The sequence below is a fragment of the Variovorax sp. LjRoot290 genome (genome assembly GCF_964253985.1).
Taxonomy (GTDB): domain Bacteria; phylum Pseudomonadota; class Gammaproteobacteria; order Burkholderiales; family Burkholderiaceae_C; genus Variovorax.
The window spans coordinates 1,668,850-1,693,558 of record NZ_CAXURW020000001.1 but is presented as its reverse complement, the minus strand read 5'-3'; the positions used below and the strand labels follow the sequence as shown (position 1 = coordinate 1,693,558).

At 66.8% G+C, this 24,709-nt stretch carries 26 protein-coding genes; 4 read left to right on the top strand and 22 right to left on the bottom strand.

Features of this window, described 5'->3' with window-relative positions:
* Window positions 1-11: 11 nt before the first annotated feature.
* Window positions 12-383: a hypothetical protein gene (locus ACSQ9A_RS08545; protein ID WP_436303341.1), complete on the top strand. Its 372-nt coding sequence runs from the start codon at window positions 12-14 to the stop codon at window positions 381-383.
* Window positions 384-416: 33 nt separating this feature from the next.
* Here ACSQ9A_RS08545 and ACSQ9A_RS08540 read toward each other — a convergent pair whose 3' ends face one another.
* The gene (locus tag ACSQ9A_RS08540) at window positions 417-2,090 is read right to left on the bottom strand and encodes a winged helix-turn-helix domain-containing protein (protein WP_436303340.1); all 1,674 of its coding nucleotides are present in this window, start codon (window positions 2,088-2,090) and stop codon (window positions 417-419) included.
* Between the two features lie 136 nt (window positions 2,091-2,226).
* Here ACSQ9A_RS08540 and ACSQ9A_RS08535 point away from each other — a divergent pair, with 136 nt between their 5' ends.
* Window positions 2,227-2,613 carry a hypothetical protein gene (locus ACSQ9A_RS08535; protein WP_436303339.1) on the top strand — a complete coding sequence of 129 codons (387 nt, stop codon included), beginning with the start codon at window positions 2,227-2,229 and terminating at the stop codon, window positions 2,611-2,613.
* Window positions 2,614-2,753: 140 nt separating this feature from the next.
* Window positions 2,754-3,257 carry a CDGSH iron-sulfur domain-containing protein gene (locus ACSQ9A_RS08530; protein WP_093102063.1) on the top strand — a complete coding sequence of 168 codons (504 nt, stop codon included), beginning with the start codon at window positions 2,754-2,756 and terminating at the stop codon, window positions 3,255-3,257.
* Window positions 3,258-3,296: 39 nt separating this feature from the next.
* Here the strand turns inward: ACSQ9A_RS08530 and ACSQ9A_RS08525 are convergent, their stop codons facing one another.
* The 4 genes from ACSQ9A_RS08525 to ACSQ9A_RS08510 form a co-directional block, all read right to left on the bottom strand.
* Entirely contained in the window at window positions 3,297-3,686 is a 390-nt protein-coding gene (locus ACSQ9A_RS08525) for a hypothetical protein (protein WP_436303338.1), read from the bottom strand.
* A 161-nt stretch (window positions 3,687-3,847) separates the two neighbouring features.
* Window positions 3,848-4,276: an FHA domain-containing protein gene (locus ACSQ9A_RS08520; RefSeq protein ID WP_436303337.1), complete on the bottom strand. Its 429-nt coding sequence runs from the start codon at window positions 4,274-4,276 to the stop codon at window positions 3,848-3,850.
* Window positions 4,277-4,395: 119 nt separating this feature from the next.
* Complete coding sequence (locus ACSQ9A_RS08515; protein ID WP_436303336.1) at window positions 4,396-5,190, bottom strand: alpha/beta hydrolase family protein; 795 nt, start codon at window positions 5,188-5,190, stop codon at window positions 4,396-4,398.
* Window positions 5,190-6,362 (bottom strand): DUF3182 family protein, encoded by a 1,173-nt coding sequence (locus ACSQ9A_RS08510; RefSeq protein ID WP_436303334.1) that lies wholly within the window; start codon window positions 6,360-6,362, stop codon window positions 5,190-5,192. The genes ACSQ9A_RS08515 and ACSQ9A_RS08510 overlap by 1 nt, the downstream gene beginning before the upstream one ends.
* A gap of 152 nt (window positions 6,363-6,514) precedes the next feature.
* On the opposite strand from ACSQ9A_RS08510, the gene ACSQ9A_RS08505 reads away from it, so the two are divergent.
* Entirely contained in the window at window positions 6,515-6,694 is a 180-nt protein-coding gene (locus ACSQ9A_RS08505) for a hypothetical protein (protein ID WP_093102057.1), read from the top strand.
* A 3-nt stretch (window positions 6,695-6,697) separates the two neighbouring features.
* Here ACSQ9A_RS08505 and ACSQ9A_RS08500 read toward each other — a convergent pair whose 3' ends face one another.
* The 17 genes from ACSQ9A_RS08500 to ACSQ9A_RS08420 all read right to left on the bottom strand — a co-directional run bounded on the left by ACSQ9A_RS08500 (window position 6,698) and on the right by ACSQ9A_RS08420 (window position 24,679).
* On the bottom strand, window positions 6,698-7,432 hold the full coding sequence (locus ACSQ9A_RS08500) for an RNA polymerase sigma factor FliA (protein ID WP_436303333.1): 735 nt from the start codon (window positions 7,430-7,432) through the stop codon (window positions 6,698-6,700).
* 34 nt (window positions 7,433-7,466) lie between these two features.
* Complete coding sequence (locus tag ACSQ9A_RS08495) at window positions 7,467-8,294, bottom strand: MinD/ParA family ATP-binding protein (protein WP_436303332.1); 828 nt, start codon at window positions 8,292-8,294, stop codon at window positions 7,467-7,469.
* 8 nt (window positions 8,295-8,302) lie between these two features.
* Window positions 8,303-10,705: a flagellar biosynthesis protein FlhF gene (gene flhF / locus ACSQ9A_RS08490; protein ID WP_436303331.1), complete on the bottom strand. Its 2,403-nt coding sequence runs from the start codon at window positions 10,703-10,705 to the stop codon at window positions 8,303-8,305.
* Window positions 10,702-12,798, bottom strand: coding sequence for a flagellar biosynthesis protein FlhA (gene flhA, locus ACSQ9A_RS08485; RefSeq protein ID WP_436303330.1), 2,097 nt, complete (start codon window positions 12,796-12,798; stop codon window positions 10,702-10,704). The genes flhF and flhA overlap by 4 nt, the downstream gene beginning before the upstream one ends.
* Entirely contained in the window at window positions 12,795-13,937 is a 1,143-nt protein-coding gene (gene flhB / locus ACSQ9A_RS08480; RefSeq protein ID WP_093102050.1) for a flagellar biosynthesis protein FlhB, read from the bottom strand. Before flhB ends, flhA begins: the two co-directional genes overlap by 4 nt.
* 111 nt (window positions 13,938-14,048) lie before the next feature.
* Window positions 14,049-14,702 carry a protein phosphatase CheZ gene (gene cheZ, locus ACSQ9A_RS08475; RefSeq protein WP_093102048.1) on the bottom strand — a complete coding sequence of 218 codons (654 nt, stop codon included), beginning with the start codon at window positions 14,700-14,702 and terminating at the stop codon, window positions 14,049-14,051.
* 1 nt (window position 14,703) lies between these two features.
* Window positions 14,704-15,099 carry a chemotaxis response regulator CheY gene (cheY, locus tag ACSQ9A_RS08470; RefSeq protein WP_170855469.1) on the bottom strand — a complete coding sequence of 132 codons (396 nt, stop codon included), beginning with the start codon at window positions 15,097-15,099 and terminating at the stop codon, window positions 14,704-14,706.
* Window positions 15,100-15,130: 31 nt separating this feature from the next.
* Window positions 15,131-16,216, bottom strand: a complete 1,086-nt coding sequence (locus ACSQ9A_RS08465) for a protein-glutamate methylesterase/protein-glutamine glutaminase (protein ID WP_436303329.1) — start codon at window positions 16,214-16,216, stop codon at window positions 15,131-15,133.
* A complete protein-coding gene (gene cheD / locus ACSQ9A_RS08460) occupies window positions 16,213-16,821 on the bottom strand; it encodes a chemoreceptor glutamine deamidase CheD (protein ID WP_436303328.1) in 609 nt (202 codons plus the stop codon). Before cheD ends, ACSQ9A_RS08465 begins: the two co-directional genes overlap by 4 nt.
* Window positions 16,818-17,639 carry a CheR family methyltransferase gene (locus ACSQ9A_RS08455; protein WP_093102041.1) on the bottom strand — a complete coding sequence of 274 codons (822 nt, stop codon included), beginning with the start codon at window positions 17,637-17,639 and terminating at the stop codon, window positions 16,818-16,820. Before ACSQ9A_RS08455 ends, cheD begins: the two co-directional genes overlap by 4 nt.
* Window positions 17,640-17,738: 99 nt before the next feature.
* Complete coding sequence (locus ACSQ9A_RS08450; protein WP_436303327.1) at window positions 17,739-19,067, bottom strand: EAL and HDOD domain-containing protein; 1,329 nt, start codon at window positions 19,065-19,067, stop codon at window positions 17,739-17,741.
* A 25-nt stretch (window positions 19,068-19,092) separates the two neighbouring features.
* Window positions 19,093-21,138 (bottom strand): chemotaxis protein CheA, encoded by a 2,046-nt coding sequence (gene cheA / locus ACSQ9A_RS08445; protein WP_436303326.1) that lies wholly within the window; start codon window positions 21,136-21,138, stop codon window positions 19,093-19,095.
* Between the two features lie 30 nt (window positions 21,139-21,168).
* Window positions 21,169-22,107, bottom strand: coding sequence for a flagellar motor protein MotB (motB, locus tag ACSQ9A_RS08440; RefSeq protein ID WP_436303325.1), 939 nt, complete (start codon window positions 22,105-22,107; stop codon window positions 21,169-21,171).
* 19 nt (window positions 22,108-22,126) lie between these two features.
* Window positions 22,127-22,987, bottom strand: a complete 861-nt coding sequence (motA, locus tag ACSQ9A_RS08435) for a flagellar motor stator protein MotA (RefSeq protein ID WP_093102034.1) — start codon at window positions 22,985-22,987, stop codon at window positions 22,127-22,129.
* Between the two features lie 81 nt (window positions 22,988-23,068).
* Window positions 23,069-23,659, bottom strand: coding sequence for a flagellar transcriptional regulator FlhC (flhC, locus tag ACSQ9A_RS08430; RefSeq protein WP_436306275.1), 591 nt, complete (start codon window positions 23,657-23,659; stop codon window positions 23,069-23,071).
* A 115-nt stretch (window positions 23,660-23,774) separates the two neighbouring features.
* A complete protein-coding gene (gene flhD, locus ACSQ9A_RS08425) occupies window positions 23,775-24,128 on the bottom strand; it encodes a flagellar transcriptional regulator FlhD (RefSeq protein WP_093102030.1) in 354 nt (117 codons plus the stop codon).
* 257 nt (window positions 24,129-24,385) lie between these two features.
* Window positions 24,386-24,679: an EscU/YscU/HrcU family type III secretion system export apparatus switch protein gene (locus ACSQ9A_RS08420; RefSeq protein ID WP_436303324.1), complete on the bottom strand. Its 294-nt coding sequence runs from the start codon at window positions 24,677-24,679 to the stop codon at window positions 24,386-24,388.
* Window positions 24,680-24,709 lie beyond the last annotated feature (30 nt).

Here is a 24,709-nt window from a genome sequence, read left to right as displayed (position 1 = left end):
CGAAGTGCACCGTGTCGACAAAAAAACGTGGAATGTGCCGGGCGCTGGCAGGCTTTTGCCTGGCAGCGCTGTCGGCGCTCCCAGGTGAACTGCTGTTGGCAGCCGAAGCTGAAAAGGCCTCCTCCATCAAAGCTGGCGTAATCGAGCAATCAGCGGGTGTTGATGTTCAAGACGATGGATCTGGCCCGGAAAGCCTCGGCGGGGCGCTCTATAGCCCGTTCAGCACCGCTTTCGACACGGCTGCGGCGAAACCCTACGCCTACGCCACGCCGGCGCAGCAAAAAGAGGACGACGGAACGTCTGGCCTGGTGACGACGACCGTCGCAGCGTTCATCGCTGCGGGGTTCCTCGTCGTTCTTGTCCGCGTTCTCATTGCGGGTTAGAGGGGCCCACGAGCCGCCCCTAGGCGTGCAATGTCACGACTCGGGCAACCCGGCTTTCCTCAACCCCTCGTCGAACCGTTCCCTGCCAGCCTGAAGCCGGGGATGCACCGGCGCGGTCCCGATTCGCCACAAGTGGATGGTCCAGTACGGCCGCAGGCGAAGTACCTGTGCGGCATGTTGCCGAGCCTCTTGCCCCCGCCCGTGCAGCGCATCGAGCGAGGCCAGCCAGAGGAACGCGGCGTATTGCGCCGGATGCGGGCCGACCGCGGCTGACTGGCGCATGCGCTCGTAGGCCGCGTCCTCGCGGCCGAGGTAGTACTCGGCGGCGCCGGCATGGAAGTGGCTATAGCCGACCAGCGAAGTCTCGAACGGGCTCAGCCGCATCGCTGCGTCGGTATGGGCCGCAACCTCCTCGGCTCGGCCGAGGCGCAGCTTCATCGCGCCGATGCGTGCATGGCTCCATGCCTCGCTGGGATTGGCGGCCACGACTTTCTGGTACACCCGCAGCGCGCCTTCCGGGTCGCCTCGCTCGCGCAGCACGTGACCCGTGAGGCATTGCGCCGGCAAATAGTCCGGAGCCGCCGCCAGCGCCCGGGCGATCGCCTGTTCGGCGAGTGCGACCGACTGGACGCCGAGGCCCAGCCCGGCTTCCATTTCGCTCAGGTACGACTGCGCCAATCCGGTCAGTGCAATGGCGGAGTCGGGCTCGATGGCCAACGCATTCTCGAAATGCGCGCGGGCCCGCAGCAGATCGGCGCGGCCGACAAAATTGCGCAAAGCGTGCTGTCCCTGGAGCGTCGCATCGATCGCGTCGAGCCGCTTGCCGCTGTGCGCTGCCGACTGGCCTGCGGCTGCCGCCGTCATCCGCACGTCGAGCACGCGCGCGATGCGAGTGCCGATGTCGCGTTGCCATGCCCAGTCAGCGAGATCGGGATATTCGAAGCGCTCGGACCATAGCACTGCACCGTTGTCGCTCGAGGCGAACTGCACGTTGATCTGCACCGCGGCACCGTCGCGCCGCACGCTGCCATTGAGCACATGGCGCACGCGGAGCTCGCGCCCGATCCTCACGATGTCGGTCTCGCGCACAGCAACCGCGGCGGCGGAAGCCCGTGCCACCACCAGCGTGTCGGGCAGCTTGGCGAGGTCGGTGGTCAGATCTTCGGTGATCGCTTCGGCGAAATAGCCGCGGCCGTCGGCGCCGAGCTCGCTGAATGGCATCACCGCGATCGAGCGGCGCGCCTTGAGCGCCTGGTCGACGCCAACCGGAGGATCGGTCCGTTGCACGGCGAGCGTCAATCCGGCGAGCAGCACCGCGCCGGCAATCGCCCATCCTGCCCGGTGGCGGTCGTGCTGCGGCGAGGCGGCGTCTGCCACCGGTGGCGCTGGCGCCTCGACGGCCGTGTCGAACAGATAGCCGCGACGCGCGACGGTCCTGATCAGCTGCTGCCCCTCGTCGCCCAGCGCGGCGCGCAATTCGCGCACGCACTGCGACAGCGACTCTTCATTGACGACGACGCCGGGCCAGACCGCTGCCAGCAACTCGTCCTTGCCGACCACGCGGCCGGGATGTGCGGCCAAGTACGACAGCAGCGCAAAGGTCTTCGGACGCAAGGCCACGCGTGCGCCGCCACGGGTCAGCGCCGCTCGGCCCGCGTCCAGCGCGAACGGCCCAAACAGTGACACCGAACCGGGCTCGATGCCCACAGAGCTCGTCAACATCGCCTGCCCTCCTGCTCGGTGGGCTCTTGCGGCGAAGCTTCGACGAAGGTTCGGCCGAGTTTCGACGCGAGGCGCAGCGGGTCGCCTAGATTACTCCGGAACCCCTCACGGAGTCATCCCCATGAAATCGGAACATCGACGCAGTTCGACCGCCATGGCCTGCGCGCTGCTGTCCGCGGCGGCGCTTGGCCAGAACCTGCCCGGAGCGCCCGCGCCGGGTGATCGCGAACGCCTACTGGCGCATTTCGAGCGCGTCGCCGAGGCCGATCTCAAGGCGCTGTATCTGCTCTGCGCCCGCGTATCAAGCCGCCGCATGCTCGCTTTTGATGAAGCCGCCCATTGCTCGATCGCGGCCGACGTTCTGAAAGCGCGCAGTTTCGCCGGCGACTTTGACGCCCTGCTCGCATGGTGGCGGCTGCACCGCGATGACCGGCTCACCGATTCGAGGGATAGCTCGGTCCAGCGGGATCTCTTGCCTGCCGGTCGTGAGTCGTCGTCGCCTCGCTGACCAAGGCCCGCGCGCGGCGGCCGCCAGGCAGGCGAGCTTCGTCTTCAAGGGGCCGAAGCTTTTTCATCGCTCATCAGGTGTACGCTCGGCTGGCGTTCGCTCATATTTGCCGCAAGCGTTGGGCTCGAAGGAGTTGCAAGATGAAGCAGGAACCAGTCGCGCCGTTCTCGCATGCAGTCGTGGGTCAATCCCCTCCAGACAAGCAAAGACCTCGCATCAGGCTGTCGCGCAATGGCCCCTATCTGGTCACCGTCGATGATCTGACAAACTCAAAGGGCGAGCGGCTCCAGGGGTGGAACGGCGTCGCGTTGTGTCGCTGCGGCGCGTCGCACAGGAAGCCGTTTTGTGACAGCTCCCATATTCGAATCGGGTTTTCGGACGATCCGCGCCCGGACCGCACGCCTTGCGGGGTCGTGGACGATCGGGGCGCCGCCCAACCCGGATCCAGCGACCTGACTGCTCCGAGCATTCGCATCGCACGAAACGGCCCCTATGAGGTTCAGGGCTTCGATCTCGACACCGACAACTGGAGCGAAGGCGCCTCGCGCGAGCGCTATTCCCTCTGTCGGTGCGGCGGATCGAAGAACAAGCCGTTTTGCGATGGCACGCACCGGAGCATCAACTTTCAGGACGACAACAACTGAATCACAGGACGGGCGACACGCACGCGCGCAACACGTCCTTCAGTTGCAGTCGAAAAGTACTGGATCTCCCAGCGCCCTACTCATGCGCTGAACAATGTCTTTGGCGTCTTGCAGGCTCCTATCGCTCGTGGCAATGAACACGGCAGTCGCGCCGTCGGCATTGCAAGGTCCCGCACGCGGCAATCGCACGCATCGAATGGTGCCGCGGACCGAAGCCGTCGTCCCGCCGGCACCCTCCGCATCCTTGTTGGCCTCGCGCAATCCGACCTTCTTGACAGCCTCGAACGCCGCACCAGCACAATGCCCCATCGGGATGCGCAACTGCTTTCTGTCCAACCAAAGCGCCGGAAAGGCATTGGCGGTTTCAAACGGAACGGTCATGCCCGTTGCAATTCCTGCAACGGCGAGGACGATTGCCAGCTTGCTCATCGAATTGCTCCTTCGAGGTATTGCGTCATCGGTTTCTGCCGACCGAACAACTGTGTCCCCTTCGAGCAGGTAGCGCATCCTCAAACCCGACGAGATGCTGGAGGGTCATGGTCAACAGCCATGACTCCTCGCATCCCGTCGCGCACCCGCGAGTTCCACCCTCAGCGCAGCCTGGCCGACACGCTGCTTCCGCTGCGGCGGAAGAAGGCGGCCCAGTCGCTCTTCGCGCGCGCGGCGTCGATGTCGATCGGTTCGTCGGACTGCGTCACCAGGCGCAGCGCGTCTTCGCTCGGCAGCGCCTTCGAGGTGTAGAGAAAGCGCAGCTGGCACGCCCCTATCGTGATCGCGTCGCCGTTCTTCAGCGCATGTTCGAAGATGCGGTGCCGGTTGACGAAGGTGCCGTTGAAGCTCGCCATGTCGGTCAGCACGAAGCGGTCGCCCGTCCAGTGGATGGTGGCATGGCGCCGGCTGACGCCGATGCTGTCGATCTGCACCTCGCAAGCCTGGTCGCGGCCGATGGTCGTGATCGGCCCGGTGATGTTGAACTGCCTGACGCTGCCATGTCGGGCGAGAACGATGAGTCTGGACATTTTCTTTCTGCTCGCTGTTTGAATTGCACCTGCATGACATTTCGGCGTCCGGGTGCAATTTCTGAAGTCGCAAGCACTACACGTGCGGTAATTTTTTGCACTTCCGTCTACTAAGGTGACTAAGGTTCGACCCAAGACTCATAGCGCTTTGGATGCTGCGGTGGTAGGGCTTTTTCTTCGGTCTTCGCAGACCGCCTCACGTCGTTCATCCAGGCCAGGAGGATCTGCGTGTACTCCTGCCGCCAAGCCTTCTTCGAGAGCGCGTGGTCGGCGCCCATCTGCACGCGGTAGGTCATCGAGCGCACGTGCTTGAAGGCGGCCAGGTAGTTCTCGATGACCGGGTGCGGCACGATGGTGTCGTGCTCGGACTCGACGACCAGCACGTCGCCGATGAAGTCCTCGCAGGCGGCCAGCGCACGGTTCTTCTCGGGCTCGATCGCGGTCTGGCGGTAGAGCGTGAGGTCGTCGCCGTTGAGGCGCCGCTTCGGGTGCTCCCAGTTCTCGTCGCGGTAGATGGCCGGCACGCGCAGGGCCAGCCATCGCACGGGGCGCAGCGAGCTCAGCACCGCCGCCAGGTAGCCGCCGTAGCTGGCACCGACGACGGCGACCGCGCTCGGGTCCACGGCCGGATGGCCCACCAGCACGTCGTAGGCGGCCAGCACGTCGCGCAGGTTGTCTTCGCGCGTGACGGCCTCGCGCTGCGCCAGGTGCCGCGCATGGCCGCGCAGGTCGAAGGTCAGGCAGATGCAGCCCAGCGCCGCGAGCTCGTGGGCGCGCGCGATGTCCTGCTGCTGGCTGCCGTCCCAGCCGTGCACCAGCAGCACGCCCGGCACCACGGTCGATGGTGCGATGAGCGTTCCGGCGATGTGCACGCCGTCGACCGGGATGTCGATGAGGGCATGACGGGTGGGCATCAGGGCTCGGCCACGGTGTACTTCGTGAGCGGGCCGGCGATTGCATCGGCGCCGCTGAAATACACGGTGGCGTTCGGCGGCGGCACCACGTCCTCGCCGTAGACCTCGAAGCACGACGCATTGACCACGGCGCGCTCGGGCTGCTCTTCGAAGATTTCGAGCGCGGCGATCTCGGCGCCGCTCGCCCCGCCGACGCGCCACGACTGCTCGAGCACGCCCGAGCACCACCGGCCGGCGCTGTTGGGCCCCTGCGCCACGTCGTAGTTGATGCGCGAGGCGAAGAAGCCGGGGAACGAAGCCTCGACGGCGCGATGGAAAACACGCGCCTGCTCGACGGCCAGCCTGATCTCGGCGGGAAAGCTCAAGGCCAGCAGCGCATCGAAGCCGCCCTGCGCTACCGTGAGGTCCGAGCCGCCGTAGACCTGGTGGCCATGGTTGTCGGACGTGAGCCGCTGCCAGCCGTAGTAGCTGGCGATCATCCGGCCCACGTGCACCTGGCCGACGCTGATGGTGACCGGCTGCTGGAGGTTCTCCTCCAGCACCAGGCCATGGGCCGCGATCTCGGCGGCATCCATGTCGTCCAGGCAGCGCGCCAATGCGCGCTTGTCGCGCACGACCTGCTGGCCGCGGCCGCCGGTCGCACGCACCGGTTTGATGCGCACCGCGCCGTGCTCCAGCAGGCGCAGGCCGGCGCGATCGGCGTCGTCGCGCCGGAAGACCGAGAAGCCCTCCAGCACCGCACTGGCCACCCGACGGGCGAAACCGGGCTTCCAGCCCTCGGGCGCGGCGGCGCCGGTGTCGATCAGCGGATGGGTGATCACCTTGGTCAGCACGAAGGGATGCGACACAACCCCGCCGAACAGGCCGTGGTGGCTGGCGATGCCCAAGGCGCCGATCAGCTCGTCGCCGACCAGCGTGTCGCTCGGGACGAAATAGACCGGCGCGGCATAGCTGCGGGACTTGTCGTACTCGCCCTGGAAGCTGGACTTCTTGAGCCGCGCAAGCCGCCATGCGATCTGCGTGCGGGTCGCGCGCTCATGCTCGCTGCAGTAGGCGTGATGGTCCGCGGTCAGCGCGACCACGGTGCCCTCCAGCCCCGGCTCGACGAGCACGGCCTGGTCGCCGGGAAGCATCTCGGAAGTGCCTGGCAGCGCGCTGATGACCATGTCCATGGCTGGCAATGTGGGCGATTGCGCAGCGGAGATCAACCATTGCCACGATGCTCGCGACGTTTTCCTACACGCGGGGCCGGCACCGGTCCGGTGCAAGCGGAAATCGCCTGGGGCTACATGGGCTCATGTCCATGCAGAAGCAAGGAGCTGTCATGTCGAATTCGCAGAACGATCGCAAGGGCCACACCGAACACAACAAGGGCGGCCACCAGCCCGTGACGCAGAGGAACGAACCGAAGCGCACGCCCGAAAGCCGGCACGACCGCGAGAGCCAGGTCGGCGGCAGCAACCAGACACAGGTACGCAAGGGCGCGACACCCACGGGGCATTGAACGCTACAGAATCTCTTTCAGCGCCACCCGCAGCCGCGTGATCGCCTGGCTGTGGAGCTGGCACACGCGCGACTGGCTCACTTCGAGGATGGCGCCGATCTCGCGCAGGTTGAGTTCTTCCTCGTAATAGAGGTTGAGCAGCAGCTGGTCGCGCTCGGGCAGCGTGCCGATGGCATCCACCAGCTGGTGGCGAAAACCGCTCTCGAGCAGTTGCTCCAGCGGGTCGTCGCTGCCGCCGCGCTCGCTGCGCGCACCGCGCGCGTTCTGGTCGAGAAAGGGGCTGTCGCTTTCGCCCTGCGTGAAGTCCTCGACGTACAGCAGCTGGCAACCCTGGATCTCCTGCAGCTGGGCCTGGTAGGCGTCCAGGCTCATCTTCAGTTCCTTGGCGATCTCGCCTTCGGAAGGCGCGCGGCCCAGCCGGTGCTCGAGCGCCTGGATGGCCGCCTCCACCTTGCGCGCCGACTGGCGCAGCCCGCGCGAGCCCCAGTCGTTGGCGCGCAGCTCGTCGAGCATGGCGCCGCGGATGCGCTGGCTGGCAAAGGTCTCGAACTGCGCGCCGCGGTTGTCCTCGTAGCGGCTCGACGCGTCCAGGAGGCCGATCATGCCGGCCTGGATCAGGTCGTCGAGCTCGACGCTGGCGGGCAGCTTGGCGATCATCTGCAGCGCCATGCGGCGCACCATCGGCTGGTGCTGCTTCAGCAGATGGGACTTCTCGATGGTTCCCTGTGCGGTGTACACGGCCGTTCTTTTCCTTCTCCAAGTTACCGCGGCCTCAGGAGGCCGCGGCGATGTTCGAGCCCAGTGTCTCGCGCGCGGGCGGCACGGCGAGGCTGGCGCCCGGGCGCCAGGGCCACTGCCCCATGTCGGCCGCGATGCGCCGGAAATCCACCGCCGCCGGGCTGGCCGGAAAGGCCTCGACCACGGTGCGGCAGAGGCGCCTGGCGTCGCGCAGGTGCGGATCGGCACGCACCCATCCGGCCGGCTGCAGCGACACGGCCAGGTAGCGGCTGCCGGTCTGGACCAGGTTGGCCATGATCTGCTGCGCCGCCTCGGGATCGGCGACGCCGTTGACCAGCAAACGCAGCTGCTTCAGCGCATGCGCGTAGTGCAGCCGCTTGATGCCCGAGTAGGTGGAGGTGATGGACGCCGCATGGGGCTGCAGCACCAGCACCAGTTCGTCGGCCATCTGCGCCAGCTCCGACAGCCGGCCCTCCCCGTCGAACACGGCGTCGATCAGGATCACGTCGCCCTGCCACAGCCGGCGCGGGTCCGCGCTCGGGTCCTGCGCGCCGGGCAGTGCCGGCAGCACGCTGACGCCGCAGCTCGCGCGCGCAGCGGCGCCTTCGCAGGTCAGCCGCCGCAAGGCCACGTCGGCCAGCGTGCCGAGCGGATCGAGCGACCAGAGGGCGCAGGCGGAGTCCACCGCCATCCCGTGCTCGTCGAGCAGCAGCACGTCCTTGCCCTGCAGCACCAGGGCCGCCCCCAGGTTCATCGCCGTCGTGGTGGCGCCCAGTTCGCGCGCCATGCCGGCCACGGCGACGACGCGCGTCGGCGTGTGCGCCAGCAGGCGCCGCAGGCCGTCAGCTTGATCGGCAACCATCTTGTTGCTCACGTGCCCAGGGCTTCCAGCAGCAGGAACAGCTTGCCCACGCCGACGTAGAGCGCATTGCCCGAGGGCGCGCGGTCGGGCCGTGCCGGGCGGCCGGTCAATTGGTTCAGCAGCGCGCGCGTGCGCTCGGTCCAGTCGCCGCGCGCATGCAGCAGGCGCCAGACGGTGGTGGTCACCTGGCCTGCGACGAGGAGCCGCTTCATCATGTGCGGATCGCCGAGCTCGCCCATGCCGCCGACCAGCTGCAAACCCTGGCGGATCAGCCGGAAGCAGGGCTCGGCCTCGGCGGCCCAGGCCTGCCACTGCGCGAGCTGGCGCACCGTGACTTCGCTGCCGACGTTCGACAACGCATAGCTCTGCGCGAGGATCTTGCGCGTCTTCGCGTCGGTCACGCGCGTCGCGACGCAGCGCAGCGGCGGCAGTTCGGCGTCGCCGCGCAGCAGCACGTCGGCATGCGCCTCGGATTGCAGCGCCGCCTTGCCCTTGAAGCGCACGGGCCGCGTTTCGCCGAACACGAGCGCCAGTCGCGCCAGGGTGCCGGCCTTGCCGGAGCGTGGATCGCTCACCGCCGTGGAGCCCGGCGCGCGCGCCAGCCAGAGCTGGCCCTGCGCCATGAATTCGCTGCCGGGCAGGCGGGGCAGCACGTGCACCACCGTCTTGCCGAAATCCTGCTGGCGCAGCCACTGGGCCTGGCGCATGCCGGGCTTGCGCGCGGCATCGCCGGCGCCGCCAGCGCCTCGCAATGCCGCGGTCGAGAGCCACTGGTTCGGCGCCGCCAGCGGCAGGCCGCTCCTGTCGGACAAGAGCAGGCTGCCCTGGCATTCGTAAGCGTCGCCGCCTTCGTTCGACTTGAGGCCGACCTGGCCGCTGAGCGCGAGCACGTGGGTGTCGCAGCCGGCGGCGATCTCGCTCTTCGCATGCGTCATGAGCGACTGCAGCACCGCCTTGTGGAGCACGTCCTCGTCGGCGGCCTGGCGCCAGAGCTCGCGCGCATGTTCGAAGCCCAGCTCGGCGCCGGTGAGCGCCGTGGCGGCCGCAGCGACTTCCTGCGCATCGTGGGCCATGGCCTGGATCAGCCGCTGGTACTGCATGCGCAGCCGGTCGGTCTCGGCCTGCGCCTGCTCGACTTCCGCTCCGGCGGGCTTATGCTGCAGATCGCTTTCGCCGGGCACGAAGAGCGCGCTGTGGCTCCTGGCCTGGAACACGCTGTCCACCAGCTGGGCGCGCTCGGCCGGCATCAGGTTCTCCGGCACCTTCTGGCCGCTGGAGATGTAGTGCACCGGCAGCCGATGGCGGATCACGGTGTCGATCAGCGCGCCCGGATGGGTGGCCTCGTCGACCTTGGTGAAGATGCAGCCGGCCAGCTCGTTGCCGGCGCCGCCGTGGCGGTAGGCATGCACCACTTCGTTGAGGGTGTCGCCATGGCTGGCGGCGTTGAGCAGCAGCAGCCGCTTCACCGGCCGGTGGCTGTTGCACAGCATCGCGATCTGGTCGGACACCGCGCGGTCGCGCTGGCTCATGCCGACGGTGTCGATCAGCACCATGTGCTTGTCGCGCAGGTCTTCCAGCACCAGGTGCAGATCGGCCGCGTCCTTCACCGCATAGACCGGCACATTGAGGATCTGGCCGTAGATGCGCAGCTGCTCGTAGGCGCCGATCCGGTAGCTGTCGGTGGTCACCAGCGCCAGCTTGTCGGCGCCGAAGCGCATCACGCAGCGCGCCGCGAGCTTGGCGGTGGTGGTGGTCTTGCCGACGCCGGTCGGCCCCATCAGCGCATAGACGCCGCCCTGGGCCAAGAGCGCGTCTTCGTTCTCGAGAATGGGCAGCGTGCGCATCAGCTCGGAGCGCACGAAGGCCATGCCCTGCGCGTAGCTCTGGTTCGCGGGGAGATGCTCCAGCATCGCCTTCGAAAGCCGCGCGCTGAAGCCGGCGCCGAGCAGGGTGCGCAGGAGGCGGCCGCGCATCGGATCGCGGCGCTGCTTGTCGTTCCAGACCACGCTGGCGAGCTGCTCTTCGATCATGCCGCGCATCGAATGCAATTCGCTGAGCACGCTGTCGGTGGGGGCCGCTGGCGCGGGTGCCGGCTGGGGCGCGGGGGTGGGCACAGGCGCGGCGATCGGGGCCGCGGGCTGCTCGCGCATCGCGGGCATTTCAGGCGCGGGAGGCAAGGCCGGTGCAACCGGCGCAAGCGATGCGACAGGCGCCTCGGGCGCGGCCTGCTCCAGCACCTGCTCCACTTCGTCCGGCGCCATGGCGACGATCTCGACGCCGTCGGCCAGCACGCGGTTGGTCAGCACCATCGCCTCGCCGCCGAGGGCTTCGCGCGCCAGGCGCAGCGCTTCGCGGCTGGTGGTGGCAATGAACCTGCGTGCGGTGGTCCGCACGTCCGTGATGATGTTCAAACTCTTCCTCCAATGGTGGCGGTGATCTTGATGTGGCGGGAATCAGGAATCTCGGCGTGCGAGAGAACCTTGAGCTGCGGCAGGCTGCGCCGCAGGAAGCGCGAGAGCAGCACGCGCAATGCGTGCTGCACGACCAGTACCGGCGCCAGGCCCATCTGCTCCTGGCGCGCGATGGCGGCCTGGGCCTGCGTCAGCAGGCTGTCGGCCAGGCCCGGCTCGATGCCGCTGTTGCTGGTGAGGGCCTGCTGCAGCACGCCGTCGAGCGTGCCGTCGAGGCCGATCACCTGCATCTCCGTGTCCCCCGGGAACAGCTGCTGCACGATCGCGCGGCCCAGGGCCAGGCGCGTCAGCGTGGTCAGCTCGGTCGCGTCCTTGATGGTCGGCGCATGCTCGGCCATCACGTCGAGGATGGTGCGCATATCACGGATCGGCACCTCTTCCTCCAGCAGGTTCTGCAGCACCTTGTGCAGCGTGCTCAGCGTCAGCACCTTGGGCACCAGGCCCTCGGTCAGCTTGGGCGCGGTCTTGCCGACCTGGTCGAGCAGCTGCTGCACTTCCTGGCGGCCCAGCAGCTCGGCGGCGTGGGTCTGGATCAGGTGGTTGAGATGGGTGGCCATCACCGTGCAGGCATCGACCACCGTGTAGCCGAAGACCTGCGCCTGCTGGCGCTGGCTGGCGTCGATCCAGACCGCGGGCAGGCCGAAGGCCGGGTCCTGCGTCGGCGTGCCGGGCAGCGTCCCCGTCACCTGCCCCGGGTTGATCGCCATCCACTGGTTGGGGAAGGCTTCGCCGCGGCCGATCTCGACGCCCTTGAGGCTGATGATGTAGGTGTTGGGCTGGATCTCGAGGTTGTCGCGGATGTGCACCACCGGCACCAGGAAGCCGAGCTCCTGCGCGATCTTCTTGCGGATGCTCTTGATACGGCCCAAGAGCTCGCCGTTCTGCGACTGGTCCACCAGCGGAATCAGGCGGTAGCCCACTTCCATGCCCAGCGGGTCAACCAGCGCCACGTCGTCCCAGGTCGCTTCGGCCGATTCGGCCGCCGGCATCGCCGTCGCCTGCGCCGCCGCGGCGGCCTGTTCGGCGGCCTTCTGCGGTGCGCGCAGCAGCAGGCGCCGGCCGAGCCAGACCAGGCCGCCCGCGATCAGCAGGAAGGCCACGTTCGGCATGCCGGGGATCATCCCCATCAGGCCGATGATGGCCGCCGTCAGGAACAGCACCTGCGGGTTCGAGAACAGCTGGCCGGTCAGCTGGCGGCCGACGTCTTCCTCGGTGGTCACGCGCGAGACGATCACGCCGGCTGCGGTCGAGATCACGAGCGCCGGGATCTGCGCCACCAGGCCGTCGCCGATGGCCAGCAGCGTGTAGGTCTTGCCGGCGGTGGAGAAGTCCAGCCCGTGCTGCACCATGCCGACCACCAGGCCGCCGATGATGTTGATGACCATGATGAGCAGGCCGGCCACGGCGTCGCCGCGCACGAACTTGCTGGCGCCGTCCATCGAGCCGTAGAAGTCGGCTTCCTGCGCCACCTCGGTACGGCGCTTGCGCGCCACGTCCTCGCCGATCAGCCCGGCGTTGAGATCGGCGTCGATCGCCATCTGCTTGCCGGGCATGGCGTCGAGCATGAAGCGCGCGCCGACCTCGGCGATGCGGCCCGCGCCCTTGGTGATGACCATGAAGTTGATCAGCACCAGGATGATGAACACCATCACGCCGACCGCGAAGTTGCCGCCGACCAGGAAGTGACCGAAGGCCTCGATCACCTTGCCCGCCGCATCGGTCCCGGTGTGGCCCTGCATCAGCACCACACGCGTCGAGGCCACGTTGAGCGACAGGCGCAGCAGCGTGGAGAACAGCAGCACCGCCGGGAAGGCCGCGAAGTCCAGCGCCTTCATGGTGTACATGCTCACCAGCAGCACCATCACCGACATCGCGATGTTGAAGGTGAACAGCAGGTCCAGCAGGAAGGGCGGCAGCGGCAGCACCATCATGCTCAAAATCATGATGATGAGGATCGGGCCGGCCAGTCCCTTGAACTGGCTGCCGGAAAAGAGCTGCGCCGGTTGACGCATCAGGCTTGCGAGGGCGTTCATGCAGCTTTCACGTTGTATGCGAGGGCCTCGGGAACCGGCAGGTCGGCCGGCGTGCGCGGCGCTTCGCCGCCTTCGCTTTGCCAGCGCTTCAGCTGATAGACCCAGGCCAGCACCTCGGCCACGGCGGTGTAGAGGCCGGTGGGAATCTCGTCCCCCAGCCTGGTGTGCTTGTAGAGCGCGCGCGTGAGCGGCGGCGCCTCGAGGATCGCAACCTTGTTCTCGCGCGCGATCTCGCGGATGCGCTCGGCCACGGCGTCCACGCCCTTGGCCACCACGCGCGGCGCGCGCATGTCGTTGTCGACGTACTTGAGCGCGACGGCGAAGTGCGTCGGGTTGGTGACCACGATGTCGGCCTTGGGCACCTCGGACATCATGCGGCGGCGCGCCATCTGCTGCTGCTGCCGGCGGATCTGCGCCTTGATGTGCGGATCGCCTTCGCTTTCCTTGTGCTCCTGGCGCAGGTCCTCGCGCGACATGCGCAGCTTGCGGTAGTAGCTCCAGAGCTGGAAGGGCACGTCGACCAGCGCGATGAGCAGCAGCGCGGCCGTGATCAGCGCGCAGTTGCGCCCCACCAGCCGAATCGTCTGCGGCAGCGCGGCGCGCTCCGACTGCGCCATCAGCGCCGTGACCTCGTCCATGTTGTCCATGATCACCAGCCAGGCGACGCCGCCGATCAGGAGCGACTTGGCCAGCGCCTTCAGCAGCTCGGCCAGCGACTGCGCGGAGAACAGGCGCTTCACGCCGGCGATCGGATCGAGCTTGTCGAACTTGGGGCCGATGGCCTTGGCAGAGAACAGCCAGCCGCCGAGCATCAGCGGCGCGACCAGCGCGGCGAGCACGATCATGCCGGCGAGCGGCGCCAGCGCGATCAGCGACTGCATCGCCATCAGCCCGGTCTGGGCCAGCATGTAGGAGGGATCGAAGGCGGCCGTGCGATCGAAGTGCAGGCCGTGGCGCAGCGCGCCGCGCATGGTGTTGCCGACCGATTCCGCCGTGAGCCACAGGCCGGCGACGGCGGTGGCGAGCAGAACGAAAGTGACCAGTTCGCGCGAACGGGCCACATTGCCTTCTTCGCGCGCCTTCTCCAGGCGCCGCGGCGAGGCAGGTTCCGTTTTCTCGAGATCGCTTTCTTCAGCCATTCATGCTCCGAAAGAGCATCGGCGAAGACCTCAGCTCATGGCTGAATTATTGGATTCGGTGCCTTGGAACAATCGTTCGATCAAGGCCCGGATTGCCCTCCAACTCGGGCCTTAGAACCCCAGGCTTTCCAGCAAATCGTCGACTTGTGCCTGGTCGGTCACCGCCTCGGGATTGGCGGTGTTGATCTGCGGGCCGTTGAGCAGGTTGTTCTGCGCGCTCGGTGCCGGCTCGTGGCGCTTCTCCATCGGCGTGTTGTCGATCAGCACCTGCAACAGCTGCGTCTCGACGTCGTTGACCACTTCCATCATCTTCTTGATGACCTGGCCGGTCAGGTCCTGGAAATCCTGCGCCATCATGATTTCCATCAACTGCGTGTTGATGGCGCTCGCCTGCTGCGGCACGTGCTGCAGGTAGCCGCGCGTGTCCATCACGAGCTCGCGCGCATGGTCCAGTTCGATCGGGTTCTCGAACCACTGGTCCCAGCGCTTCGTGAGGCCCTTGGCCCGGTCGGCCAGTTCTTCCTGCAGCGGCTGCGCGAGCTCGATCGCGTTGAGCGCCCGGTGCGCCGCCCGCTCGGTCATGCTGGCGACGTAGTTGAGGCGGTCGCGCGCGTCGGGAATGGCTTGCGCGGCGCGGGCGACCTGCTTGTCCAGGCCCAGCTCGCGCAGGCCCTCGCGCAGCTGTCGCGTCAACTGCCCGATGCGTCCCAGCAGTTCCTCGTGAGTGTTGGTCTGCCCTCCGGCATCGGGCACGTTGTGCGTCATGTCATGCCCCTTCTTTCTGGAGCTTCTCGAAAATCTTGACGATCTTTTCCTCGAGCGTCGCGGCCGTGAAGGGCTTGACCACGTAGCCGTTGGCGCCGGCCTGTGCGGCGGCGATGATGTTTTCCTTCTTGGCTTCGGCGGTGACCATCAGCACCGGCAGCTTGGCCAGTTCCGGGTCGGCGCGGATGGTCTGCAGCATGGTCAGGCCGTCCATGTTGGGCATGTTCCAGTCCGAGACCACGAAGCCGAAGTTGCCGCCGCGCAGCTTCTCGATGCCGGCCGCGCCGTCCTCGGCCTCGTCGACGTTGAGGAACTCCAGCTCCTTCAACAGATTGCGCACGATGCGGCGCATGGTCGGGAAGTCGTCCACGACCAAAATTTTGATGCTCTTATCGATCACGATTTCTCCACTGACAGTTCAAAAAGGTTCAAACCCGGTTCGCGCGCTCGCCGAAGGTGCGCAGGTGCGCCAGCACGCGGCGGCTGATCTCGTTCAACGGCGACACCTCGTCCACCGCGCCCAGCGCGACCGCCTCGCGCGGCATGCCGTAGACCACGCAGCTCGCCTCGTCCTGCGCCAGGGTGTGGGCGCCGGCCCGCTTCATGCGCAGCAGGCCTTCGGCGCCGTCCTTGCCCATGCCGGTGAGGATCATTCCGATCGCGTTCTTGCCGGCGTGCTTGGCCGCCGAATCGAACAGCACGTCGATCGAGGGCCGATGCCGGTTCACCGGCGGCTCCTGGTCAAGATGCGCGACGTAGTTGGCACCGCTGCGGGCGAGCGACAGGTGGTAGCCGCCGGGCGCGATGTAGGCATAGCCCGGCAGCACGCGCTCGCCGTGCTCGGCCTCCTTCACGTGGATGCGGCACAGGCCGTCCAGCCGCTGGGCGAAGGAGCGCGTGAAGCCGGGCGGCATGTGCTGGGCGATCAGCACCGCCGGCGCGTCGGGCGGCAGCGGCTGCAGCACCTCGCGGATCGCTTCAGTCCCGCCGGTCGAGGCGCCGATGATGATGAGCTTCTCGGTGGAGAGCAGCGGGCTGCGCAGCAGCGGCTCCTGCGCATGATCCGCCGCGGGCCGCTGCGCGCTCGCATGCCGGCTCGGCAGCAGGCGCGCGCTGGCGGCGACGCGGATCTTGCCGGCGATGAGCTCGGTGTAGTTGAGCAGGCCGTCGCGCACGCCGAGCCGCGGCTTGGTGACGAAATCGATCGCGCCGAGCTCCAGCGCGCGCAGCGCGATCTCGGAGCCGCGCTCGGTCAGCGAGGACACCATGACCACCGGCATGGGCCGCAGGCGCATGAGCTTCTCGAGGAACTCCAGCCCGTCCATGCGCGGCATCTCGACGTCGAGCGTGAGCACGTCGGGGTTGGTCTGCTTGATGAGGTCGCGCGCCACCAGAGGGTCCGCCGCCGTGCCGACCACGCTCATGTCGCTCTGGCTGTTGATGATCTCGGTCATTACGCTGCGGATCAGCGCCGAATCGTCGACGCAGAGCACCTTGATCTTGTTGCCGCTCATGCCACCCAACTCCCTTTGTCATTGGCGACGGAGAGCCGGCGCAGCAGCTCGCCCTCCTCGCGCTGAATCGACTGGACGTCGATCCGCGTGCGCAGCTTGCGCACCACGGCCTTGCCGCTGCGCGGCAGCAGGCACACGCGGCGCGCATGCTGGCCGCGCAGGTCCTGCGCCGCGACGGCGATGCGCTCGGCCTTCAGGTAGCGCAGCACGAAGTCGGCATTGCGGTCGCCGATGTTGAGCGTGGTCATGTTGGCGAGCACCGCGGCGCCGCCGAAGACCTTGGCCTGCAGCCGATCGCGGCGCGCGCCGGCGCGCAGCATCTCGCCGATCAGCACCTCCATCGCATAGGCGCCGTAGCGCATCGACTCGACCTGGCCGCGCGTTCCGGGCTCGCCGTCTTCCGGCAGCATGAAGTGGTTCATGCCCGCGACGCCGGCGTCCAGGTCCACGATGCAGGCCGCCACGCAGGAGCCCAGCACCGTGGTCAGCGCGATGTCGGTGGTGGTGACGTAGTACTCGGAAGGCAGCAGCTTGACCGCCATGCAGTCGAGGTCGCGGTCGAAGTAGTGATGGCTGGCCACCGAGCCCGGCACCGCTGCGCTCATGACTTGCCCTTGCTGAGCTCGTACACGGTCTGACCCACGGCCTTGAAGCTCGGGCTGACCAGCGAGGCGTTCTCCGAATGGCCGGCGAACAGCAGGCCCTCGGGCTTGAGCAGCGGCGCGAAGCGGTCGAGCACCTTCTTCTGCGTCGGCTTGTCGAAATAGATCATCACGTTGCGGCAGAAGATCGCGTCCACCGGCTCCTTCACAGGCCAGGTCGGATCGAGCAGGTTGAGCCGCCCGAACTTGACCATTGCTGCGACTTCGGGACGCACGCGCACCTTGCCGGCGTTGCTGCCGGTGCCCTTGCTGAAGAAGCGCCGCAGCCGCTCGGTGGACAGCCGGTTGACCTGCTCCAGCGTGAAGACGCCGGCCGAGGCCTTGGCCAGCACCGCGGTGTCGATGTCGGTGGCGATCACGCGGGCCGTGCTCGCGCGCTCGCCGAGCGCCTCGATCAGGGTGATGGCGATCGAATAGGGTTCCTCGCCGGTGGATGCGGCCGCGCACCAGATCGTGACCGGCTGCTTGCTCTTGCGCACGTGCGCGGCGAGCACCGGGAAATGATGGGCCTCGCGGAAGAAGGACGTGAGGTTGGTGGTCAGCGAGTTGATGAAGGCCTGCCACTCCTCGCCGTCGCGGCTGGCTTCGAGCAGCTCCAGGTAGGTCGAGAACTCGGGCAGGCGCAGCTCGCGCAGGCGGCGCGAAAGCCGGCTGTAGACCATCTGGCGCTTCTGCTCGCCCAGGGCGATGCCGGCGCGGTGATGGATCAGCGTCCGGATCCTGGAAAAGTCGCTATCGGTAAAGAGGAATTCGGAGTTCAAAGTCAGCGCCGGTACATGACTTTCAATGTACACAGCGCTCACCTTTTCCAATGGCCCGATCAGGGGTGCAAAAGTCCTGCATCTCGGGCCACGCCTTCATCAGTACGTCGCTTCGGCGGGGCTCACGTCCTGCGCCCAGACGAGCGCGGAGAGATGCGCTGCATTGACTTGTTCGGTGCTCATGAACAGCGCCTCCGACAGCTGCGCGGCCCGGACACCGTCCTCGTCGCAGCTCTCCGCGAGCGCGAGGAAGGGGCCGTACATGCCCTCGCGCGCGAGGATGGCCTGCTGCACCGATTCGCTGAGCTGCACCTTGCCCAGCACCTCCTGCATGGTGACGCCCAGCAGCTGGTCGATCATCGAGAACATGCCGACCACGAACAAGTTGTCGGCCTCGCCGGACGGCAGCATCCCCTCGCCCATCAACTCGACGAAGCGGCCGCGGATGATCGCCTTCTTCATCAGGAATGGCGGGCTGGCCTTGGCGTTGCTGGTCGCCAGCAGCAGCGACAGCCAGCGGAACAGGGGCGAGTAGCCGAGCATCGTCACCGCGTGACGCAGCGAATGGATCTCCACCCCCACGCCGATGGCGGGCGAATTCATGTGGCGCAGGAGCCTGTAGGTCAGCGCGGCGTCGTGTTTGAGGGCCGCCTCGATCTCGCGCAGGTCCTCGTTGCGCTGGATCATCTGCATCAGCCGCACGATCAGCATCGACTCGGGCTGCAGGGTGCGGCCGGCCTCCTCCTTCTCCGGCTGCATGCCGGTCCCGTCGAGGAACACATCGACGCGGCGCGCCGCGCAGGCGTCGAAATCCTTCCAGGTGGCGATGCGCGTGGCGATGAGGTGCAGCGGCTCGCCCGGCGGCTCCTCGCGCCGCAGCTTGGCCACCAGGTCGAGATGGCCGGTGCCGACATCGAAGTGGGTGACGAGGCCGCGCAGCTCGGGATCTTCCGGCAGCGCCTCGGCGCCGCACAGCATGAAGCGAAAGCCCTGCTCGCGCAGGAACAGCAGGATGGGCCGCACGTCCGCATCCATGAGCGCATCCGGCCCCAGGCACAGCACCACGTTGTCCGGCGGCAGCCCCTGCAGCTCGCTGGCCGCCAGCGTCTCGGCCGTCACGTCGAAGAAGAGCACGGTATGGCCGAGCCGCCATCCGGTCTTGGGCGGATTGAGGTGCCTGGCCACGCAGCTCACGAAGGCCTTGAACAGCTCGGCCGCGCCCGCGGCGTTGTATTGCGCCGCCGGCTGCCATGCGAGCCTGTAGCCCGCAACGCGCTTCTGCGTGTCCAGCAGCAAGGCATAGGTCAGATAGCCGTCGGTGCTGCGCTCCTGCGCAGCCGGCAGTTGCGCGGCAGAGGCCTCTTCCGTCGCTGCGTCACCGACCGAAGCGTTGTCGGAATCGTGACGCCGGAAAAAATCGAAGCGCATGTTCTTGTCTCCGTCTGTGTCTCGCTCAGTGGGCGGTGGCGGCGGCGTCGATCCTGGAGGCACCGGCCAGCGCGGCGGCGCTTGCCGCCTGCGCACGCTGGATGCGCGGCATGGCGCCGACGTCGATGATGAAGGCCACGCTGCCGTCGCCCAGGATGGTCGCGGCCGAGATGCCTGGCACCTTGCGGTAGTTGGTCTCGAGGTTCTTGACCACGACCTGGTGCTGTCCGAGCAGCTCGTCGACCAGCAGCGCGAAGCGCGCATCGTCGGCCTGCACGATCACCAGGATGCCCTGCGTCGGTTGCGTCTGCGCACCGGCCACGTCGAAGACGCGGTGCAGTTCGATCAGCGGCAGGTACTCGCCGCGCACCTTGATGACGTGGCCGTCGGCGGTGATCGAATGCAGATGCTCCGGCAGCGGCTGCAGCGACTCGATCACATAGCTGAGCGGCAGGATGTAGGCCTCCTCGCCGACCTTGACCGACATGCCGTTCAGGATGGCCAGCGTCAGCGGCAGCACGATGCGCGTGGTGGTGCCGCGGCCTTCGCGCGAGCTGATCTCCACATGGCCGCCCATCTCCTGGATGTTGCGCTTGACCACGTCCATGCCCACGCCGCGCCCGGAGATGTCGGTGACCTGTTCCGCCGTCGAGAAGCCGGGCGCGAAGATCAGCTGCCACACCTCCTCGTCGGGCATCGCGTCGCTCACGGCCAGCCCTTGCTGCTGGGCCTTTGCGAGGATCTTCTCGCGGTTGAGACCGGCGCCGTCGTCGCTGACCTCGATCACGATGTTGCCGCCATGGTGCTGGGCCGACAGCAGCAGCTGGCCAGTGGCCTCCTTGCCCTTGGCGAGGCGCTGCTCGGGCGTCTCGATGCCGTGGTCCAGGCTGTTGCGCACCAGGTGCGTGAGCGGATCCACGATGCGTTCGATGAGCCCCTTGTCGAGCTCGGTTTCCTTGCCGTAGGTGTCGAGGCGAACCTGCTTGCCGAGCTTGGCGCTGACATCGCGGATCACGCGCGGGAAGCGGCTGAACACGTAGTCCATCGGCATCATGCGGATCGACATCACGGACTCCTGCAGATCGCGCGCATTGCGTTCGAGGTGGCCGAGGCCGCTCAGGAAGCGCTCGTAGGCCACCGGGTCGAGCATCGTCGCCGCCTGCGTCAGCATCGACTGCGTGATCACCAGCTCGCCCACCAGGTTGATGAGCTGGTCGACCTTCTCCACGTCGACGCGGATCGAGCTGGACTCCTTGGCGTTCGCGGCTGCAGCCACCGGTGCGGCGGATGCGCTCGCCGGCTTCGGCGCAGCGACGGCCGGGCTCGCTGCCGCCGGCGCCGCTTCCGGCGCGATCGCTGCTGCCGCCTCCTCGGGCTGCGCCGCCTCGCGCGTGATCTCGATCTGCGATTCGTCGATGACAAAGCAGCACACGGCGACGATGTCGTCGGGCGCGCAGGTGGTCTCGAGCATCACGGTCAACTGGTCATTGCTGCGCGTGCGCGAGAGCACGCGGCCGAGGTTGCCCAGTTCGTCGGCGAGCAGATCGCACTCGCTGTCGGAGAGACGCGCGAAGCGGATGCGCAGCGCGCCCTCCGCTGCTGGGGCGGCCGCCGCAACCGGCGCGGCAACCACCGGGGCGGGCGCGGGCGCAGCCGGCAGTGACGCCGGAGCGGCCTCGGCGGCGCCGTTTTCGCGCGCCAGCTGCTGCAGCACCGCACAGATGTGCGCGACCGTTTCGGTTTCAGGCTCTTTGCCCGCCTGATAGGCAGTGAGTTGTTCTTGCAAGGCGTCCTTCGTTTCCAAAAAGGCGTCGATCATCGGACCGCTCAGGCTCAGCTGGCCATGGCGTGCCCGGTCCAAAAGGGTCTCCAGCAGGTGCGTCGTATCCGTCAGCGCCGTGAAGCCGAAAGTGGCCGCGCCGCCCTTGATCGAATGCGCGGCGCGGAAGATGGCGTTGAGCTGCTCGCTGTCCGGCGACTCGACGTCGAGTTCGAGAAGCAGCTGCTCCATCTCCGCCAGAAGCTCGATGGCTTCGACGAAAAAGGCCTGGGTAAACTGACTGAGGTCCATCGTTGCTCCGAAACCGGATTTCTTTTTTCGCTAGGGGTGTGCAGGTGTTGGCGGCCTGTAGGCCGTCACCTTGACGTTGTCGACCGGGAGAATGCGCACCGGCGGCTTGCCGGCCCGCGTGGGCGCGGCACCGTCGCCGCTGTTCTCGCGCTCGATCTGCTGCTGCGTGCGGTGATTGAGCAGGATGATGCTGATGCGGCGGTTGATCGGGTTGCGCGGTTCGGCCTTGTCCAGGTGCATGCTGTCGGCCAGGCCGACGACGCGCAGCACCTTGTCTTCGGCCATGCCGCCCATCACCAGCTCGCGCCGCGAGGCGTTGGCCCGGTCGGCCGACAGCTCCCAGTTGCCGTAGGACTTGTCGCCGTTGGTGTAGACGATCGCATCGGTGTGGCCCGAGAGCGTGATCTTGTTCGGCAGCTCGTTGAGCGCCGGTCCGATCTCGCGCAGGATGGCGCGCATGTGCGGCACCAGCCGCGCGCTGGCCAGGTCGAACATGGGACGGTTCTCGTTGTCCACGATCTGCAGGCGCAGCCCCTCGGTCGTGATGTCGATCAGGATCTGCGAGCGGAACTGCTTGAAGACCGGGCTGTTCTCGATCAGCGCGTCGAGCCGCTTCTTCATGCTCTCCAGGCGGTTCGCATCGGCTTCGTCGTCGGCATCGGCGTTGACGCGCCGCATTTCGCCGTCGACGTTCGACGTCGGGTCGGTGCCGCCGCCCGGAATCACGCTGTCGCTGGTGCTGCTCTTCTCGCCGCCGTTGATGGCCACCTTCAGCGGCATGCGGAAGTGTTCCGCGATGCCTTCGCGCTGCTTCGGGCTCGCATTGGAGAGCAGCCACATCACGAGGAAGAAGGCCATCATGGCCGTCATGAAGTCGGCATAGGCGATCTTCCACCCGCCGCCGCCGTGCCCGCCGCCACCGGCCGCGGCAACGCGTCTGACGACGATCCGGCCCTTTTCTGCGCTCATGGTGCTGCTCTCGTCCGGATCACCGGGCCTTGACTTCGCGGACGTGGCTGTCCAGCTCGGTGAAGGAGGGCCGCTCCGTGGAGAACAAAACCTTGCGGCCGAACTCCACCGCCAGCTGCGGCGCATAGCCGTTGAGGCTGGCGAGCAGGGTCACCTTGGCGCACTGGTACAGTTTCATGCCGTCCGACACCTTCTGCTCGATCAGCGAGGCCAGCGGCGAGACGAAGCCGTAGGCCAGCAGCACGCCGAGGAAGGTGCCGACCATGGCGTGCGCGATCAGCGCCCCCATCTCGGAGGGCGGCAGGTCGGCCGAGCCGAGCGCATGGACCACGCCCATCACGGCCGCGACGATGCCCAGCGCGGGCAGCGCATCGCTGACCCGCGTCAGGCTGTGCACCGGCATCTCGGCCTCGTGCTTGATGGTCTCGATCTCGTGGTCCATCAGCGCCTCGATCTCGAAGGCGTCGGTGTTGCCGCTGATCACCAGCCGCAGGTAGTCGCAGAGGAACTCCATGACGCTGGCGTCGGCCAGGATGGTGGGATAGCGCGTGAAGATCTGGCTCTGGGCCGGGTCCTCGACGTCGGTCTCCAGCTTCATCATCCCTTCCTTGCGCGCCTTGGCCAGCAGCTCGTAGAGCAGCGCCAGCAGGTCCATGTAGAGCTGGCGGTTGTGCTTGGACGAGCGCAGCAGGAGCGGCAGCTCCTTGAGCGTGGCCTTGATGGTCTTGCCGTTGTTGCCCGCCACGAAGGCGCCCACCGCGGCGCCGCCGATCATCAACAGCTCCACCGGCTGGAACAGGACGCCGAAGTGCCCGCCCATCAGGGCGTAGCCGCCGAACACGGCCCCCAGGACCACCAGATAACCAACCAGAACGAGCACGCGCTTCCCCTAATGCCGCTTCCGGCGTCGAATCAAAAAACCTCGCCTCCCAAACCGAACGCCGGGGAATCAAGGACCCTTTCAGTGCAATCCGCCGGCCTCCAGCGTCGATTCCACGGCAAACCCAGCGTGTCCCACTGCGAGCGCCGCGCGCTTCGCGCCGCGCACCTTGCCCGCGCGCGAAGGCGGCCGGCACAGAACGCACACGTAGCCGTTCTTGCTGTCGTGCGCGTGCGCCACGAACTTGCCGCCGCACCGGCAACACGCACTCAACTGCAGCATGTCGCTGTCGAAAAATCGCACCATCGTGTAGGCGCGTGTGAAATCCAGCACAATTTCGCCGCCCTGCGATTCAATTTGCTCCAGATATAGCCGGTAGCTTTTGATCAGTGCCTGCAAACCGTTCTCGTTTGCGTGCGTCAACATGAATTGATACATGTTGTAAAACATCGACGAATGGATATTGGCCAGCCAGGTCATGTACCAGTCCGTCGAAAAGGGCAGCAAACCCTTGGGCGGCGAAACGCCCTTGAGCTCCTTGTAGAGACGGATCAGGCGCTCGCGGCTCAAGCTCACCTCGGCCTCGAGGAACTGGAGGCGTGCGCCGAGCCCAATCAGCTCGATCGCGAGCTGGACCTCGCGCACTTCTCCGAGGACGCTTTTAGTCGTCATTCGGCAACCTCCGCGCTGCGCGCTGCGGTATTCGCCTTGGGAACTGCCCTGCGGCAAATTGAGCAACCTCCGCGCTTGCGCGCTGCGGTATTCGCCTTGGGAACTGCCCTGCGGCTCATGCAGCCACGCCTTCAAGCATCGACAGCCGTCGCGCCGACATCAGGATCGACATGTGCGCCTGCTGCAGGGTCGTGTCCTTCCCCTCGCCGACCACGGCCGACATCGACGGATGGTCGTCGAGGCGGAAGCTGCACAGCAGGAAGTTCGATGCCGCCAGTTTGAGGATCTGGGCCAGCGACATGTTGGCGAGCATGTCCGCCAGTTCGCGGCTCACCCCGAGCCTGAACATGGCGGCCGCGCGGTCCTGTTTGACGAGCTTCTGGGCCAGCAGCATGTAGGCGAGGTTGAGGTCGCCGATTTCCTTGGAAATCTCGCCGCTCGCGGCGTTCTTCACGTTATCCGGTTCCACTTTTGCACTCCGTTCAATCAAGGCTTCAGTCTATCCAGAGTTATTTACAAATGTAACTTCTTCAGATTTATGTATCTGAAAGTGAGAAATAAATTACGCCTTGTCTCCGCCCTCCGTGCGATACCCGGTTTTGTGTGATTTATTTCGTAGACCAAATTCATTCACTTTAATAACGATCGACCTCGCTTAATTCGGAAGAAAAAAGTTCTAATTCACCAAGACAAAAATATGTCAATGAATATGAATAATAAAAAGTATTAATTTCCATGCCCTGAACCTCCGGACTCGGCCTCCTCCAGCCGGTGGATCCAGGCCATGACTTCGGCCACCGCCAGGTACAGCTGCGGCGGGATCTGCTGGTCGAGATCGACCTGCATCAGCAGCTTGTTCAGGGCCGGCGAGGCATGGACGTAGAGGCCGTTCACGCGCGCCTCGCGCATGATCGATTCCGCCGTCACGCCGTAGCCCTTGGCCACGACCACGGGGGCCCGGGTCTCGTCCAGATAGGACAGGGCCACCGCGCTCTGGCGTTCGTCGGTGCCGGGAGTCATTGAGCAACCTCCGCGCGATGCGCTGCGGTG

Coding starts and splice junctions, on each gene's coding strand:
- ACSQ9A_RS08515 (WP_436303336.1), bottom strand. CDS start 5,190: ATGCCCACCCGTCATGCCCTCATCGACATCCCGGTCGACGGCGTGCAC.
- motB (WP_436303325.1), bottom strand. CDS start 22,107: ATGAGCGCAGAAAAGGGCCGGATCGTCGTCAGACGCGTTGCCGCGGCC.
- ACSQ9A_RS08525 (WP_436303338.1), bottom strand. CDS start 3,686: ATGAGCAAGCTGGCAATCGTCCTCGCCGTTGCAGGAATTGCAACGGGC.
- cheA (WP_436303326.1), bottom strand. CDS start 21,138: ATGGACCTCAGTCAGTTTACCCAGGCCTTTTTCGTCGAAGCCATCGAG.
- flhC (WP_436306275.1), bottom strand. CDS start 23,659: ATGACGACTAAAAGCGTCCTCGGAGAAGTGCGCGAGGTCCAGCTCGCG.
- ACSQ9A_RS08535 (WP_436303339.1), top strand. CDS start 2,227: ATGAAATCGGAACATCGACGCAGTTCGACCGCCATGGCCTGCGCGCTG.
- ACSQ9A_RS08530 (WP_093102063.1), top strand. CDS start 2,754: ATGAAGCAGGAACCAGTCGCGCCGTTCTCGCATGCAGTCGTGGGTCAA.
- ACSQ9A_RS08465 (WP_436303329.1), bottom strand. CDS start 16,216: ATGAGCGGCAACAAGATCAAGGTGCTCTGCGTCGACGATTCGGCGCTG.
- flhB (WP_093102050.1), bottom strand. CDS start 13,937: ATGGCTGAAGAAAGCGATCTCGAGAAAACGGAACCTGCCTCGCCGCGG.
- ACSQ9A_RS08420 (WP_436303324.1), bottom strand. CDS start 24,679: ATGACTCCCGGCACCGACGAACGCCAGAGCGCGGTGGCCCTGTCCTAT.
- ACSQ9A_RS08510 (WP_436303334.1), bottom strand. CDS start 6,362: ATGGACATGGTCATCAGCGCGCTGCCAGGCACTTCCGAGATGCTTCCC.
- ACSQ9A_RS08520 (WP_436303337.1), bottom strand. CDS start 4,276: ATGTCCAGACTCATCGTTCTCGCCCGACATGGCAGCGTCAGGCAGTTC.
- ACSQ9A_RS08495 (WP_436303332.1), bottom strand. CDS start 8,294: ATGGTTGCCGATCAAGCTGACGGCCTGCGGCGCCTGCTGGCGCACACG.
- ACSQ9A_RS08505 (WP_093102057.1), top strand. CDS start 6,515: ATGTCGAATTCGCAGAACGATCGCAAGGGCCACACCGAACACAACAAG.
- ACSQ9A_RS08450 (WP_436303327.1), bottom strand. CDS start 19,067: ATGCGCTTCGATTTTTTCCGGCGTCACGATTCCGACAACGCTTCGGTC.
- cheD (WP_436303328.1), bottom strand. CDS start 16,821: ATGAGCGCAGCGGTGCCGGGCTCGGTGGCCAGCCATCACTACTTCGAC.
- cheZ (WP_093102048.1), bottom strand. CDS start 14,702: ATGACGCACAACGTGCCCGATGCCGGAGGGCAGACCAACACTCACGAG.
- flhA (WP_436303330.1), bottom strand. CDS start 12,798: ATGAACGCCCTCGCAAGCCTGATGCGTCAACCGGCGCAGCTCTTTTCC.